Here is a 16,395-nt window from a genome sequence, read left to right as displayed (position 1 = left end):
CGTCCCCCGTAGCTGCCGCCAGATACGCCACCAGGGATGACAACCTTTTAAGGGAAAACTTGATGACTAGCACAGAACAGTATTCGATCCACCCATCGATCGGCATTGCCCGCGTTGGCAACAGCCATGATTCGTTTTACCTGGCGCCGGAAACGATAGGCGGGCTGCCGCTGGAAGTGGACAGTAACAACGATCCGCAGCTGGCCAATGGCAAGCCCGTCCACGTTGCCCAGTTCAAGGATGCGGCCGGCCGCGTGCGGCGCCAGGCAGCCAGCTTCAAGATTTACAAGTCCGACCCGGCTCGCCCGGGCGAAAAGACCGTGGTCGACATGCAAGACCCCAGCATCGCCCGCATCGAATGGAAAGTGCACGTGGCAAACAAGAAGGCGGCCTGGTGGAACTTCATTCCCCTGCTGGGCGACCTGATGTTTGGCCCGTACAACAGCTATGAAACGTGGGAAAATACGCCGCCCGCCTGGAAGCTGACGCCCAACTCCTGGACCAATCTGCGCAACGGCGACGTCACCGGTGCGGCGGCACGGCAGGCACTGATCGTCGATCCGGGACCGCGCACGCTCGACGCGCCGCTGCGCAAGGCCCATTTCGACAAGGATGGCGCCGGCGCCTATAAATATGTGTCCTTCCCCGATCCGCAAGCCATCACGCAAGGCTATCCGGTGCGCACCCTGGGCGAAATGCGCACGGATTCGCGCGGCAACCTGCTGGTGATCGGCGCCTTTGGCCGCGCCGGCGGCTCCGAAAGCATCACGGGCTTTGGCGGCGGCGATACGTGGAATGACGATGTGGGCGACGGCCCCGTCACCGCAACCATCCATTTCAAGGATGGCAGCCCCTGCGTCGAATTGAAAGCGTGGGTGGTCATCGGCTCGCCGAAGTTCGCGCCCGAGCTGGTGAATATCTCCACCTGGGACGATGTCGTGGCCGACATGGCCATCAAATACAAGAATGCGCTGCCCGAAGCCTACGACGCGGCCCGCTGGAGCAGCAGCGACGGCTGGAACCCCGAGTATGTCGTCAATTACGAGCAGGATATCCGCCCCTTCCTCGCCAGGATAGGCGACTACCAGTGGGTGGCGACGGTGCCGTCGATGACGGCCTTCATCCGCCCTGCCTTCGACGTGGCCGATGCCTCGGAAGCGAACCGGCCGCAGCGTGAAAAATTCCTCAGCTACTTCCGCAAGCCGTCGGCCATCCGGCCCGGCACGGCAGAACAGGTGCCGGGATTCACGGGCGGCCAGGGCGGACAATTGTTCAGCGCCGCCACCACGGAGAACCCCGGCGCGGGCGTTCCCCTCGTGCCCTTGAATTCGGGCAGCAATTCCGTGCGCAACAACGTCATCAGCAAGTTTTCGGTCCTGACGGATACGCAGTACTTTGCCTTGCAACAATGGGCGGCGGGCAAATTCTCGCCCACCGCGCCGGGCCTGGCACTGCCGGGCATCGACCCGCTCGACCACGCGACCATCGGCAATTGCGTCGGCGAACCCATGTGCCCCGGCATCGAAGTGACGTGGAGCGTGCGCAATCCCGTCATCTATGCGAAACCGTACGCCATCCTGCACCGCGTGGATGCCGACTACGAGAAGAACGGCCTGTCGGCTGGCCGCGACGAGTGCGAACCGCTGGACTGGAACGACCCGACCGTCGGCACCGGCTGCGAACCGGGCGACCTGACCAAGCGCATGGCCATCCCGTGGCAGGCGGACTTCTATGACTGCTCCGTGCAGATGATCAACTTCGACAATCCGGACCTGGTCAAGAATCCAGATTCGCTGATCCCCGTGCCGCCCACCTACTACGCCTACTGGTGGCCGCCGCAAAGCCCGTGGAACGTGATCAACGGCGCCACCACCAAGGAAGAACAGGCGCTCGCCGGCGTGCCGGCCGGCATGCAAGTGATGTACAGCCGCGGCATGAACAGTTTTTCGCAAATGATCAGCTCCTGGCATTACCTGGGTTTCATCGTGAACCAGAACCAGGATGCCGAGTCGGGCCGCCAGTACCCGTACTTTGTCGAGAAGGAGCGCAACCACGCCAAGTTCGTGGCCGCCAGCGTCGGGGTCGGCAATGCCAGCAGCTTCGTCACGGGCGACGATGCCAACTACCTGCCCGCGTGGTTCCTCAAGGATGAGGATCCGCAGACGGCGCGCGAGAAAGCATCGCAGCTGTTTGCCAGCGGCGGCGCGCAAGTGGCCCTGCAAGACACGCCGAAGAAAATCATGCCCGCCAACCGGCGCCGGTTTTCCCATTGAGCGTGCCAACGGGTTTGCCAACGAGCGTAGCCGCAGCGCGCGGCTACGACGTCGTCATTGTCGGCGGCGGTGCCGCCGGCACTGCCGCCGCCCTGACCCTGGCCCGGTACACGGGCTTGCGCATCGCCTTGCTGGAAAAGCAGCTGTTCGACGATTACCGGGCCGGTGAAACGGTATCGTCGTCCATCTTTTCCATGCTGGACTTCCTGGGCGTGGGACGCGACTTGCTGGACGGCGCCCAGCTGCCCGCGTTTTCCCACGCGGCCGCCTGGGGCAGCGCCGAACTGATGTCGCGCGACGCCGTGTTCAGCAGCCACGGCCACGGCTTGCACCTGGACCGCAGGCAGTATGACGCCATCCTGCTCGAACAGGCGCGCCAGGCGGGCGTGGCGTTGTTGCGCCCGGCGCAACTCGTGCAGCTCGAACACGGCGAGCCATGGCGGCTGCGCGTCCTGGCCGATGGCCAGGAAACGGCGCTGACGGCCCGCTACCTGATCGATTGCAGCGGCAAGCAGGCGGCCATCGTGCGCCAGCGCAAGCGCCCCATCCACACGGAAGACTCGCTGGTGGCGCTGTACGCCTATTATCAGCTGGCAGAACCGCAATTCCTGCCGCACCGCACCCTGGTAGAAACGACCTCGCACGGCTGGTATTACGCCGCGCCCCTGCCCGGCGACCGCGTGGCGCTGGCCTTCATCACGGATGCCGACATCCTCAAGCGCCTACGGCTAAAGGAATCGGCGCCGTGGCGCGAGGCCGGCATGGACACCCGCCACGTGCGCGATATCCTGGCGCGCTTGCCCGCGCCGGACGCCCTGCGCCACTACGCCATCCACAGCCGGGTGGCGTCGCTGCCCGCGGACGAGAACTGGACGGCGGCTGGCGATGCGGCCGCCTGCTTCGACCCGATCTCTTCGCTGGGCATCGGCCAGGCCATGGCGTCGGGCATCCATGCGGCGCGGGTGGCGGAAGCCTACCTGGCGGGCGACCCTGGCATGGCGTCGGGCTACCGGCGCAGCGTGTTCGCTTCGTTTGAAACCTATCTGCAGATGCGGCGCGGCTTTTACGGCGCCGAGCAGCGCTGGCCCGATGCGCCGTTCTGGCAGCGCCGGGCCGGCCGGCATGGCGCCGCCGCAGGCCTCCAGGCCTAGCCTTGCCGCTGCGGCAAGCCCGGGACGCCTGCGCCCCGGGCCCCATCGTGGTCCATCCTGGCCCCCCCGGCGAAAAAGTGAGCCAGGTCAAGAGTCCGCATGCCCGGCGCCCGTTTCCGGGCGAATTTCAGCCCCGCCTTGCCATTCGCACTATAATGTCGGCACCGCGTGCGGCAGCAATGGCGGCGATAGACGGTAACAATTTCGTGTGGAGGCCAGTACAATAGCGTCTGGGCCTACACAGGGTTTCACTTTTGCCAGCAGTTGCCAGCAACTAACCATTTTTTTGACCAGCCAACAAACACTATGAGTTCGATGAATGAAGAGCGCGTATTAAGCGTGCACCACTGGACGGATACCCTGTTCTCCTTTACCACCACGCGCGACCCGTCGCTGCGTTTCTCGAATGGCCATTTCACCATGATCGGCCTGCGCGTCGATGGCAAGCCCCTGCTGCGCGCCTACAGTATCGCCAGCGCCAATTACGAAGACCACCTGGAATTTTTCAGCATCAAGGTGCCGGGCGGTCCATTGACGTCGCGCCTGCAGCACTTGCAAGTGGGCGACACCGTCATCGTGGGCCGCAAGCCGACGGGCACCCTGGTATCCGACTACCTGCTGCCAGGCAAGCGCCTGTACATGCTGTCGACGGGCACGGGCCTGGCGCCTTTCCTCAGCATCGTGCGCGATCCAGACATCTACGAGCGCTTCGACCAATTGATCCTCGTGCACGGCGTGCGCCAGGTCGACGAGCTGGCTTACCGCGAGCTGCTGGAAGAGCATCTGCCGCAGCATGAATTCCTGGGCGAAATGGTCAGCGACAAGCTGCGCTACTACCCGACCGTGACGCGCGAAGACTTCCGCAACATGGGCCGCATCACGGCACTGATCGAAAACGGCAAGCTGGCCGAAGACCTGGGCTTGCCAGAACTGAATCCGGCCGAAGACCGCGTGATGATCTGCGGCAGCTCGGACATGCTGCGCGACCTGAAGGAAATGCTGGAAGCGCGTGGCTTCAAGGAAGGCAATACCTCGACGCCTGGCGACTTCGTCGTCGAGCGCGCGTTCGCCGAGAAGTAAGCGGCATCGCTCCCGGGGCCCGGCCCCGCCGCCATGTGCGGCGGCGCCGGGCCTTTTGCATGTCAGCTGGCGCCAGGTCCGCGGGCCGCTGCCGGGGTGCCCCGCTGGTACTGCAAGCCGTTCATGAAGCGCTGCACGGGCTGAAACGCGCTGCTGAGGATATCGTCGTGCGCCGCGTAATAGCGCGTCTCGATCTTCAGCAAGCCCAGCACGGTCGCATCGAGCTTGTCCGTTTGATACGGCCGGCTTTCCAGCGCGGCGCGCGCAGCCGTCGATTGCGGCGCTTGCTGGTTATTCCAGATCAGCATGGGGATTTCATAGCCGCTCTTGTCCGAAGCGGAATGGCCCGCATGGTTGCGGCTGTAACCGACTTCCTGCCCATGGTCGGAGACAAACAGCAGCGAGGCGGCGCGGCCGGACTTGGCCTTTTCCGCCATGCCGATCAGGGTGCCCAGCACGTAGTCGCCATAGCGGATGGCGTTATCGTACTCGTCGCGCTGGTTGCGTATCCAGCTGGACCTGCCCTGGCTGGCCATTTGCGCGCTGACGGCATCATGCGCCTGGTCGAAATGCGAAAAACGGCTGGGATAGCGCATGTCGTAGCTGGGATGCGCGCCCAGCAAGTGCACGACGATCAGCTTTTTGGGCGCCGCATCGGCCAGCGCGTGGGAAAACGGCTGGAACAGGTTGCCGTCAAAATTGTTTTCGCCGCGGCCAGTGCCATAGTTGATGAAGTCGCTTTCATCCGCCTCGCCCGCCAGCAGCCCGATCCAGCCGTCGTTGCGCGTCTGGTTCGACACCCAGAACGTCTTGTAGCCGGCCGCCTCGGCCAGCATCAGCAAATTCGGCTTGGCCATCCATGCGTCGGGGTTGCCGATGTCGGCCGGCGTGAGCATCGTCATCATCGATTCCACCGTGCTGGACGCGGGCGAAATCACGTCATTGAATACCAGCAGCTTCGAACGCATGGCGTCGAGCTGGGGCGTGGTGGCGCGCGGATAGCCATACAGCGACATCGAGGCGCGGTTGGTGCTTTCGCCGATCACGAGGATGACGGTGCGCGCATCCTCGCCCGCGTACTGCACATTCCAGTCGCGCGGCGCAGCCATGGCGGCCGTCAGCGCATGCTGCATGGACTTCATCGCCTCGAGCTGCGCACTGTACTGCTGGTAGCGCAGCGGCCAGAACAGGGCAGGATTTTCGCGCCGCATGGTGGTATTGACGTGCAGTGACACGAGAAACGCGGCCATGAAGACGGCAAAGCCTTTTTGCAGCAAGCCCGGCGCCGCACTGTCGCGCCCCGCCTGCCAGCGCTGCAACCGGCGGTCGGCCAGCAGCAGCACCGCCGTCACGAGCACGAACCAGGCGGCCGCTTGCGCCAGCGCGACGCTGTTGTGCAGGAAAAACTCTCCCGTTTCGGCTTGATCTGTCGCAAACATGGCTTGCAAAACTGCATTGGGATTCGGCCGCATGCCAAAATAGCCACGCAAGAAGCCCTTGACGGCGGCGTCGAGGTAAAACACAGGCACCACGACGCGCAGCAGCACGGTGAATGCGCCGGCACGGCAGCGCCACGCATGCAGCACGCTGCCCGCGCCCAGCAGGAACGCGGCCAGCAAGACGCTCAGTTTCAGGTATTCGTTCGCGCTTAATTGATCGAAAAGGAAGAAAATCAGCAGGCCGGCAATGCTCAACAGGACACGGCAAAACAGAATCAGCATGGAGGCGGCAAAGAGTAGGTATTGATCAGGGGCAGGCCCGCGCGGACGGGCCAGCGATTGTAGCGCAGTCGCCGGCAATATGTGCCCCATTTCTGCGCTGCCCACCGTGCCGGCACGGCAGGACTTTCGCGCTCGCTCCTGACAGAAATTGTCAGTACTTTTTATTATGATTTCGGCACCAACGGGCTAGCCAGCCTGTACTATTGATATCACCACCTGCGACAGGACTTTTCATGACACGTGCCATCACCATTCTGACCGAGAACTTTGCCGATTGGGAAACCGCCCTGATCAACTCCACGGCGCGCCTGTATTACGGCTTCTACACGCAGTTCGCCACGCCGGGCGGCTTGCCCGTCACCTCGTCCGGCGGCATGCTGGTCACGCCGCAACTGGCACTGGAAGCCATTTCGCTCGATGAGCTCGACTTGCTGATGGTGTGCGGCGGCAGCCACTGGCAAAGCGGCAAGGCGCCCGACCTGGGTCCCTTGCTGCGCGCCGCCCGCGACAAGGGCGTGGTGCTGGCCGGCATCTGCGACGGCACGCGCGTGCTGGCGCAGGCTGGCGTGCTCGACACCGTGCGCCACACCTCCAACAGCGCCGACAACCTGATCGATGCCGGCTATGGGGGCGCCGCCCTGTACCAGGACGTGCCCTGGGCCGTGGCTGACCAGCGCGTCATCACGGCGCCCGGCACGGCACCCGTCACCTTCACGGCCGAAGTCTTGCGCGCCCTGGGCATCGATGACGAGAACCTGGCCGCTTACCTGGCCCTGCATGGGGCCGAACACGGCCAGGCTGCCAGGTAAGGCGTCCGCCAGGCTGGCCGCTAATCGGCGGCCAGCACGCGCAGGCGCTCGGTGGCGTGCGTATTGCCGGGGTCCAGTTCCAGCGACCGCCGGTAATGCGTGACGGCCAGCGCCTTCGCGCCGCCCGCTTCGTACGCTTCGGCCAGGCTGTCGTGGCCGTTCGCCCCTTGCGGATACAGTTGCACGCCCAGCGCGAAGACGGCAACCGCCTGTGTCGGCTGCTGCCGGCCCAGCAGGCGGTAACCCCAGGCGTTCAAGTCGTCTTCGCTGGGGGCTGACAGTCCGTGCTGGCGCCGGATGGCCGCCAGTTTCTTGTCCAGCCCGTCGAAGCCCGCGCTGGCCGCTTGCTGGCGCAGCAAGTGCGCGGCATACGCGCCGCCGCGCAGCTGGCGCAGGGCGGGAACGTAAAAGCCGGCGACAGTATCGATCAGCTGTTCCGGCTGGCCGCCGGCCAGGTTGCTCAGGATAATGACGGCCAGGTCATCGTCGGGATACACATAAAAGGCCGAGCGGGCGCCGCCGATGCCGGCCACCGCCCGGTGGCCATCGCGGCCGATGGTGGGCCAGCCCAGCGCCCAGGCCCCAGGCTTGCCGTCATTCAAGCTGGTCGGCTGCCACAGCCGTTCCAGGCTGGCGGGCGCCAGCAAGCGGCCCGACTGCAGCGCGATCAGCCAGTTGGCCAGCTCGCCCGCATTGCTGTTGATGCCGGCCCCCGCCCGCATGAATACGGGAAAATCCTCGATCACGTTGCGGTAGCCCTTGCCGCCCCGGTTCAGCACGTAGGAACTGGCCTTGTTGGCGACCACGTCCTTCGCGTCGCCGAAGCCGCTGTGCCGCATGCCCGCCGCATCGAACTGCTGGCGCTGGACGAATTCGGTAAACGGCTGGCCGCCTTGCCGCTCGATCAATTGCGCCAGCAACACATAATTGGTCTGGTTGTAGCGGTAGCGCTCGCCTGGCCTGGCTTCCACGGGCAGCGCCTGCACGGCTTTCCACGCTGCATCGGCGTCGTCCGGCTGCGGCCCCACCAGCTTGCCGCTGCGCTGGTCCAGCACATCGGGCAAGCCCGATGTATGGTTGAGCAGCTGGGTCACTGTCACGGCTTGCCAGGCTGGCGGCAAGCCCGTCAGGTATTGGCTCACGGGCGCAGCCAGGTCGACCTTGCCCTGCTGCACCAGTTGCATCACGGCCACACCCGCAAACGCTTTCGTGGCCGAATTGATGGAAAACAGGCTGGCATCCGTCACGGGCACCTGGTATTGCAGGCTGGCCAGGCCGAAATTGCGCGACAGCACAACCTTGCCGCGATGAATTACTGCCAGCTGCAAGCCAGGAATCTGGCGCTCCTGCATTTCGCTGCGCACAAAGGCGGCAATGTCGCGCTGGGCCTGGCCTTGCTGCTGCACGGCCGGCAAGGCGCCGGCGCCGATGGCGGCTACCGGAAACGCCGCGGCGAGCGCCACAGCCAGGGCGGCGGATGAAAAATGAACACGCATCGTACGGCTCTCTCTCGTAATCTGGATCATGCTGGGCAAGCGGGCCTGCCGCGCTGGCGGCGCCCGGACGACAAAGCGCCGCATATCCAGCCAAGCCGGACATGCGGCGCATGGCGGCCCTGACGGGCCACTATTGCAAAATAGCACTATTGCAAATAAATGTATATACGCGCAGCAAGCTGCCGGCCTAGGTCAGGGCCCCCTCCCCCTGCCGCCTGGGCGCCGGTTCAGGGTCCAGCGCGCCCAGCAGCGGCGGCAGCACGCAGCGCTGCAGCATGGCGCGGTGCGCCAGCGCACGTTCCAGCAAGGCATGCGTTTCCTGGCGCAAGCGGTCGACCAGGGGATCGCGCCCCACGTCGTCCGCCTGGCGGCCGGCACGCGCCGCCAGGGTGGCGCGCAAGCGGGCGCGCGCCGTATCGGCACTGAGCTGGCCTGCCTGCAGCATGGCGGCGACAGGCGGACTGAACTGGTTGCCTTGCCCACTGCTGGCCAGGCTGGCCTGGCTGGACAGATAGGCGGCCAGGCGGCCCGAGGTCCAGATCAGGCTCAGCGTTTCCGACATGGCCGTTTCGGCCAGGCCCGCCAGCGCCATGAACTGGATCAGGCGCGCCACGCTGCCGTCGAGGGCCGCCAGTTCCGCCTTCGCATCGGCCCCGATGCGGCCGTTGTACTGCGCGATCCAGCGCTGCTGCACGGGCTGCATGGCGCGCTGGATCTGCACCAGCAGGCTATTGCCGATGATCAACAACTGGCTGTCGACCACCTGCCCCGCCACCAGGCGCAGCTGCGCCACCGGCTGGCGCGCGCCGCGGAAAGCCACCCACAGCGTGACTTGCCCCTCGTCGCTGACGAGCGACAGGTCGGCCACGCGCAAGACGTGGGCCACGGCCAGCACGCGCTGCAGCTTGACGGCGCGCCAGCCCAGGCTGGGGCTGGTCAGGAAGCGCGACAGGCTGCCCAGGTGGCTGGCGCGCTCGGCCAATTGCGTTGCGGCCACGCTTTCCATTTCCAGCTCGGCCAGGTCCAGCACGGGCACGGCGTCGAACATCAAGCCATGCAGCAAGGCCGCGTCGCCCAGCCGGCCCGGCGGCAGCCGCCAATCCTGGCTGCCCTGCACGGGAATGATGGCGCGGCAGCGCGCTGCCAGGCTGGCCAGCGCCTGCACGTAGTCATCGATCAAGCCGTCGAGGAACGGTTGATTGTCGGCAAAGTCGCTGAGAAAACCCTGCAGCGTTTCCGACGGTGCCACGATCAGTTCGTCCAGGTCGGCAATCATGCCCTGCGGATGGTCCGAGAACTGCATCAGGTGTTCGGACACCCACAGCAGCCGGCTGGCCACCGTCTTGCCATAGGCGGCAGAAAAATACACGCGCTGGCTCGCTTCCTCCGCCCCCGTACTGCGGCGCACATAGAAATCATGGCAGTCGCCGATGCGGTTGATGCTCACCTGCCCCGCCTGTCGCGTCGCCGCGCCGGCCGGCAGCGGCCAGGTCTGCAGCCAGCTGCTGTCGAGCGTGTCCTCGAGCCGGCGGCGCGGCAGGCCCAGCAGCTTGTTGCGCACGCCGTTCACCAGCCGGTTGCGGTAATCGGCCAGGCGCGCGGGGTCGTCGGCCAGGCGGGGGCCGTCGGCCGCCGCTGCCGTCGCCGCGTGCAGGTTTTCCGTCTCGGCATTGGCTATGGCGATGTCCATCGTCGCATAGTCGTCCATCAGGCTCACGGTCATCATTTCTTGCAGGTAATGCAAGTCGCTGCCCAGCCTGTCCTCGATCAGGTCGAAACGGCGCTCGACGCTGTCGAAGCCCCGCTGCATGGCCAGCAGCACCTGGCCCGTGGCTTGCCGCGTCTCGGCGCGGCCGGCGGCGAAGCCTTCGTCCATCTGCGCCGACAGTTCCGCCATCTGGCGTCCCAGTTCGCGGCCCAGGCCGTCGATCTTGTCCTCGATGCCGTCCAGGCGGTTGTAGATGCCGGCCTGCATCGACGCCAGCTGCTGCGACATGGCCGCCAGGCTTTCCTGCAAGGCCTTGCCCACCGCTTCGATCTGCTTGCTCAAGGCCTTGTACATTTCCTCCATCGGGTCGGGCGGCGGGCCGAAAATGGCGCACTGCACGATATTGAAGGCGGCCATGCCGATGGAAAACATCATGGAAATGCTGTCGCCGCCCTTGCCGATCGAGCCCAGCCCCTGCATGGCGCGCATCTGTTTCCAGCCGTAGGCGATGGTGGCCACGGCGATGCCGATCTGCACGATGCGGTTTGCCCACGTCAGTATGGTCTTGGCCACTTCCGCAAACTTGCCCGAAATCACGCCCTTGTCGTGCAGCCAGTCGAGCGCCGAGGCGCCGTAATGGGCGATACTGTCGGCCAGCAGCGCATAATCCTGCATCTTGCTGATCTTGCGCTGGGCCGCCTCCAGCTGCCCCTTGAGCTTGGCCTGCTGCTCCAGCTGGCGCAGGCGCTGCGGGTCCATGTCGCGCTTGCGGCGCAGGCTGTCGACTTCGCCGATCGCCTTGCTGCGCGCAGCCACCGCGTCCTTTTCCACGCCATCGAGCCGCACATGCTCGTGCTCGAGCGCATCGTCGTACAGGTCGTCGGGCAAGCGCTGGTCTTCGCTCATGCCCGCCGGCAGCTTGACGTCGATGCCCGCCTTGCGCAGCTCGGCCGCCGACAAGCTGAACGGCTTGTTTTCCAGGTCCCTGACCAGCTCGCGGCGCGCCCGCGTATTGTTCAGGGTCGCATCGGCCTGGGCCGCGTTGCGGGTCAGCTCGTCGATGCGCGCCGTGTACGGGCTCTTCAGCAGGCGCTCGTCTTCCTGCGCCTGCAGCTTGCTGTCGACTAGCATATTGTTTTGCCACGTCTGCACCATGAATTTCATCTGCGTGGCGCGCACGCTCTGTTCCAGGCGCCGCCGGCGGCTGGCTTCCTCGTCGATGCCGGGCACGGGAGACGTGTCGGCCGGGTCGAGCACGCGGCGCACGGGGGCATTGCTGCTGCGCGCGGGCAGCGGCGTGACGGCGTCCGTCTGTTCCGGCAGCGCCACCGGGTCCTGCGCCAGATACGGCGGATCTTCCGCCCAGCTGAACCACTGTTGCGCATAGGCATTCACATCGCCCTGCGGTATCCACGGAGCGGGCGCGCGCAGGGCCAGGAAGGCGGCCGCGGCGGGCAAGGCCAGGACGGCGCCTTGCGGCGTCGTGCAAGACCACAGCAGCAATTGCTGCATGGCCAGGCCGGCCATGGCCGGACCGCCGGAAAATTCGCCCAGGGCCGTGTACGGGTCCTGCACGGCCGCCAGGTCGGACACGACCAGGCGGCCGGCGTCCAGTTCCTGCTGGTGATAGGCGCGCACGGCCGTCCCCATGCCGCCGATCAGGGCATCGGCAGCCGCCCCCATGGGCGCGGCCATCCACGGCGCCATCACCAGCAAGGCCGTCACTTCGTTCGGCAAGGCCCGCTTGGCAAGGTCGGTGCGCAGCACGGGATCGTCCCAGCCGTTCGGCGTCAGGGCGTCGCGGCCTGCCTGCATCAGCATCCGATAGTGGGCCGGCGCGCGCTGGGCCAGGCTTGCCTGCGGTTCACCGGCAGGCGCCGGCCAGCCCAGCTCCACCAGCGCAGCGTAGTGCAGCAGCGCCTGCTCGTAGACGGCCGGTTCGCTGACGACGCGGTAGGCGTCGGGGCGCTTGGGCCGCGCGGCGGCGGCCACCAGCTGGCGGCATTCCTGGCGGCGCCACGGCCGCACCTTGTCCGCCGCCGTCCAGATGGCATCGATGGCGGCGATGAAGGCGTCAGGGTCGGCATGGCGCTGGCCCAGCAGCTGCACCAGCACCTGCCGCAAATCCTCGCCCACGCCCTCGGCCTGCTTGCAATCGTCGGCCCGGGCACCGTCGGGCACCAGCACATGCATCAGGCAGGTATCGCCCTCGCCGCGCGCGGCCGCCAGCAAGGCGTCATCGATGGCGTAATCCTGCACCAGGTGCTGCACTTGCCGCGCCGTTTCCGGCAGCACGGGCGCCAGCGCCGTTGCGATCAGGGTGGCGATGCGCGGATTGTCGCTGAGGAAGGCTACCGTCGCGGGCGCGATCGGCGCGCCCGCCAGCGGCAGGTCGGGCAACAGATACGGCGTGCTGGCCAGCAGTTCCGGCGGCAGCAAGGCGGCCAGCACGGGTTCGTTCAGCAAGGCGCTCGTGCGTTCAGCGTTGCCGCCGCTCCACAAGGGCGCGCCGGCGGCCGTCAGCTGGGGCACGATGGCGCAGTGCTGCGCGCGCAAGGCCGTTTCGGCCAGGCTTTCCTGGGCGCCGCTGGCCGCATCGGTGGCCTGCAATTCGGGCGGCGCGCCTTGCGCCAGCGCCTGCGCCATGCCGGTCTGGTTGCCGGCGGCAGCCAGATGATGCAGCCAGGAACGGCCGTCGTCGCCGTCGCGCCAATTCCAGCTGGGCTGCAGGCCCGCCTGCGCGCGGGGCCAGCCGCGCGCCGCCAGGTAGCGCAGTGCGCGGCCCTTGGCGATCACCACGTCGCCGTTATCCAGCACGGCGGCCGCATCGGCCGAACGGCTGGAACTGAGGCGCTGCAGCATCACATAGCCACTGCCGCGCCGGCCCCAGAACATGTAGGCGCCGTCGCTGATGCTGACAAAGCCGCCCTGCGGCAGCGGCAGCAGCGCGCGTCCCACCTGTTCGCCGTCGCTGAGCGCGGCCCAGGTGGCCGCCTGCGGGCGTTCCGGCTGCAACGCCGCCGGGCCGTAGGCCTGGTAGTTGCCATTTGCCGTCAGGGCCGCCACGGAACCGTCGGACAAGGCGCTCAAGAAGGCGATGGCGCCCCAGTCTTCCCTGCCGGAACGGGGCACGGCCGCCTGCAAGGCCAGCTTGCCCCCATCGATCTTCCACAAGGCTACCGATGGCAGCTCAGCGCTGCGCGCCGCACCGCTCAGCAGCAAACCTCCCGGCAGCGCGACGAGCGCCGTTGCCGCCAGCGGCATGGGCGGCGACACTTGCCAAGCCTGCTCGCGCCGGGCCGGCGCCGTCACGGTACGCAGCGCCGTGCCGTCAAAGTACAGCGCCTGTTCGCCCCAGCCGGCCACCAGGCTGCCCGCCTGCGGCGCCAGCCCCGTGGCGATACGCTGCACGGGCGTCGTGCCGTCTTGCGCATCGATGCGCGCCAGCTCGCCATTTTGCTGCAATGCGAGCAGGCGGCCCGAAGGCAAGGCCAGCAGCGCGACCACGGGAGCGGCCAGGTGCCAGACGGCGCGCGCTTCCCACTCCCACGGCGTGACGGCGCGGTTGGGTGCCATGATCTGCACGGCGCCGTCCGCCAGGGCCAGCGCCAGGCGTCCGCCCGGCAGGGCCGCCATCGCCAGCACCTCGGCGCTCACCGCCATGTCGCGGCTGGCCAGCGGCGCGCCATAGTCGCGGCCCACGCTCCACAAGGGCCGGGCCGGCAGCGCCGTGCCTTCCCTGGCCGCGCGCCGGTACAGGCTGGAATCGGGCAAGGCCAGCAGTTCAGGCTGCGCGGCCGGGCGTTCCTGGCGCAGTTCGTCGCCGATGGCGCGCAGCAGCGAGCGCGGGTCGCTGGCCGGCAAGTCGCCGGACAGGTCCCAGGCCATGACGCCGCCCAGCGATTCCGTCTTGGCATAGCGGATCTTCTCGCGTATCGACGCGGGATCGTCATACGTCACGGAAATGGCCGGCTGGCCATCGCGCGCCGGCACGTACAGATACGGTGCGCGCGCCTTCGGGTGCAGGCCGGGCGCCACGAAATTGGGAAACTTGTCGGAGCGGCTGCCCAGCTTCATCTGCCCGGCGATATGGCTGTACAGATAGGTGCCGGGCTGGTCGGAAAACTGCCCTTCGGCAGGGCCGTCCGTGCGGCAATTGATGCCCAGGCGCGCGTCCGGATCGCGCTGGCCGCCCGCTTCCGGCACCACTTTCACGCCGCGCCCGTAGATGGGCAAGCCCAGCGACAGCTGCTGGCGCGTGAAGCACAGGCGGTCGGCGTAGTCGAGCATGGTGGCGAGCGTCTCGCGCACGCCGCTCGGCTGTTCGCCCGCGCCCGCGTCCGAAGCTGGCAGCATGGGCGCGTTGAAGTCCGAATAGGTAAGCCAGGGCCCGCCGTAGTCATACGTCATCATGTGGATGGTGTCGACCAGGCGTCCGATGGGGCGCCAGTAGGTGTCGCTGCCGGACGGCACATCTCCGCTGTCGATCAAACGGATCTTGGCCGCCGCGGCCGGCGAAGCGATGCCCAGGTAAATCCTGCGTTTCTCGGGATTGAAACTGGCGTTGGCTTCCGCGGCGCGCAGCGCCTCGAGGATGCGCACGTAGGCGGGACCGTCGTCCTTGCCCGGATACTCCCAGTCGATCTCGATGCCGTCAAAGCCCATCAGCACCACCGTTTGCACCATGGCCTCGGCAAAGCGCTGCGCCTTGACGGGGTCGTTGCCGACCATGCTGAACAGCTCGGCGGCAGGCTGGATCTTCTGCTGCAGCGCGGCCGCCAGCGCAAACTGGATGCGTACGCTGTCGTCCGGCCGATAGGCGCTGCGCGCGCCCGAACCGAAGGTCTCGCTGCCGATGGCGCCCCCCACATTGGCCCAGAGGTTATTCAAGTAGGTGGGCACGAGGACCGTGGACCAGGCAAAGCGGGTGGGCGCCGCGCTGGGCTGCACCACGCTGCCGTTCATCGTCAGCGGCGCCCACAGGCGATAGTACATTTCAACCACGGCCTGCCCTTGCCGGATGCGGTACACGCTGATCGTGGCATCCTTGTTCAGCGGCTCGGCCCGCGACGCCGATTCCTGCATTTCACGCACGCTGAAGCAGTCGCACACCTCGAACTCCAGCACCTTGGGCCAGCCGCCGACGATCAGGTGCACTTTCAGGTCGGGATTGAGCTGCTTCATGAATTGCAGCGAGGACAGCTGCCAATCGTCGCCCCAGTGGTCGGAACTGGCGGGCGTGCCATCCTGATTGATCGTGAACATGCCGTACGACAATTCATTGATATTCTGGAACGGCACGTCGCGGATGAAGACGTCGCGCTGGTAGCCGAAATAGTTCGCGTAATAGCCGAGCGAGCGGCGCGAGAACGCGGCGGCCGTCACGAGGTCGCGGCAGGACTGGTCGATCACGCGGCTGCGCTTGTCGCCCATGCTGGCCTGCAGCAGGTCGAGCGGCACGTCCAGCCAGTCGTTGCTGCCGTCGAACTGCACGCGGATCGCGGGCAATCGGGTCAGGCCATCGATCGAGGAGCGGCACACCAGGTATTTGAAACTGCTGACATACGACAGGTCGCGGCCCAGGTTGGCTGGAATCACGGCCGGCTTGCGCAGGTAGCGCACCTGGTAGACAAATTCCGGCATGCCGCTCATTGCCAGGCGGCCCGTCTGTTCCGTGCCGACGCTGACCACGGCCGCATAGCCGCCTGCCTTGCTGATCGCCATGCGCGTATATTCCGCCGGATGCTCTTCCGACGAGGCCAGCGCGCCCCATGGCGCAAAGAACTCGTCCGTGGCGAACAGCGCCTGTTCGTCCAGCATGCCTTCGTGCTTGTTCATCTCGGCCAGGAAATACTCTTCCTTCTTCTGCGGCCAATCCCTCTCGTCGATCTTTTTCGCCGTCATGATGGCGTCGAGGCTGTTTTTGCCCGTGACCGTGCCGACGGCGATATTCATGGTGATTTCCAGCTTGGCAATAGCGAGCTCCTGCTGGCTGGTGTTCAGCAACACGATCGTGTCGACACCGTTACGCTTGTGGAACTGCCATTTCAATCCGTATTCTGCGGTAGACGTTTTCATCTCGGCTCCGTTTCCAGGGAGATTAAGGAAATGAAAGTCTATGCCACGGGCAATATTTAAAACTGAGCAAAACTTACAT

7 protein-coding genes are annotated in these 16,395 nt (G+C 66.3%); 4 read left to right on the top strand and 3 right to left on the bottom strand.

Going from position 1 to position 16,395, the window contains the following annotated elements; translation table 11 throughout:
• The first annotated feature begins 62 nt into the window (after positions 1 to 62).
• From lodA to GCN75_RS00980, 3 genes are all read left to right on the top strand, one after another.
• Positions 63 to 2,273: a CTQ-dependent lysine 6-oxidase LodA gene (gene lodA, locus GCN75_RS00990; protein ID WP_152280940.1), complete on the top strand. Its 2,211-nt coding sequence runs from the start codon at positions 63 to 65 to the stop codon at positions 2,271 to 2,273.
• Between the two features lie 14 nt (positions 2,274 to 2,287).
• Positions 2,288 to 3,424 (top strand): tryptophan 7-halogenase, encoded by a 1,137-nt coding sequence (locus GCN75_RS00985; protein ID WP_193317336.1) that lies wholly within the window; start codon positions 2,288 to 2,290, stop codon positions 3,422 to 3,424.
• A gap of 306 nt (positions 3,425 to 3,730) precedes the next feature.
• A complete protein-coding gene (locus tag GCN75_RS00980) occupies positions 3,731 to 4,504 on the top strand; it encodes a ferredoxin--NADP reductase (RefSeq protein WP_152280938.1) in 774 nt (257 codons plus the stop codon).
• A 62-nt stretch (positions 4,505 to 4,566) separates the two neighbouring features.
• Here the strand turns inward: GCN75_RS00980 and GCN75_RS00975 are convergent, their stop codons facing one another.
• Positions 4,567 to 6,225 carry a phosphoethanolamine transferase gene (locus tag GCN75_RS00975; RefSeq protein ID WP_193317335.1) on the bottom strand — a complete coding sequence of 553 codons (1,659 nt, stop codon included), beginning with the start codon at positions 6,223 to 6,225 and terminating at the stop codon, positions 4,567 to 4,569.
• Between the two features lie 233 nt (positions 6,226 to 6,458).
• Between GCN75_RS00975 and GCN75_RS00970 the strand changes: the two genes are divergently transcribed.
• Positions 6,459 to 7,034, top strand: coding sequence for a type 1 glutamine amidotransferase family protein (locus GCN75_RS00970; RefSeq protein ID WP_152280936.1), 576 nt, complete (start codon positions 6,459 to 6,461; stop codon positions 7,032 to 7,034).
• Positions 7,035 to 7,054: 20 nt separating this feature from the next.
• Here GCN75_RS00970 and GCN75_RS00965 read toward each other — a convergent pair whose 3' ends face one another.
• Together GCN75_RS00965 and GCN75_RS00960 are read right to left on the bottom strand one after the other, a co-directional pair.
• Positions 7,055 to 8,530 (bottom strand): serine hydrolase domain-containing protein, encoded by a 1,476-nt coding sequence (locus GCN75_RS00965; protein ID WP_152280935.1) that lies wholly within the window; start codon positions 8,528 to 8,530, stop codon positions 7,055 to 7,057.
• A 187-nt stretch (positions 8,531 to 8,717) separates the two neighbouring features.
• Positions 8,718 to 16,316, bottom strand: a complete 7,599-nt coding sequence (locus GCN75_RS00960) for a glycoside hydrolase family 18 protein (protein ID WP_152280934.1) — start codon at positions 16,314 to 16,316, stop codon at positions 8,718 to 8,720.
• Between the last annotated feature and the right edge of the window lie 79 nt (positions 16,317 to 16,395).

The organism is Janthinobacterium violaceinigrum (assembly GCF_009208555.1).
GTDB lineage: Bacteria > Pseudomonadota > Gammaproteobacteria > Burkholderiales > Burkholderiaceae_D > Janthinobacterium > Janthinobacterium violaceinigrum.
Note: the sequence above shows the minus strand (reverse complement) of the source record. Positions and strands in the feature narration are given on the sequence as shown.

What these genes read in the sequence shown, in the direction of transcription:
- GCN75_RS00975 (WP_193317335.1), bottom strand. Translation starts at nt 6,225, where the DNA reads ATGCTGATTCTGTTTTGCCGTGTCCTGTTGAGCATTGCCGGCCTGCTG.
- GCN75_RS00960 (WP_152280934.1), bottom strand. Translation starts at nt 16,316, where the DNA reads ATGAAAACGTCTACCGCAGAATACGGATTGAAATGGCAGTTCCACAAG.
- lodA (WP_152280940.1), top strand. Translation starts at nt 63, where the DNA reads ATGACTAGCACAGAACAGTATTCGATCCACCCATCGATCGGCATTGCC.
- GCN75_RS00970 (WP_152280936.1), top strand. Translation starts at nt 6,459, where the DNA reads ATGACACGTGCCATCACCATTCTGACCGAGAACTTTGCCGATTGGGAA.
- GCN75_RS00965 (WP_152280935.1), bottom strand. Translation starts at nt 8,530, where the DNA reads ATGCGTGTTCATTTTTCATCCGCCGCCCTGGCTGTGGCGCTCGCCGCG.
- GCN75_RS00980 (WP_152280938.1), top strand. Translation starts at nt 3,731, where the DNA reads ATGAGTTCGATGAATGAAGAGCGCGTATTAAGCGTGCACCACTGGACG.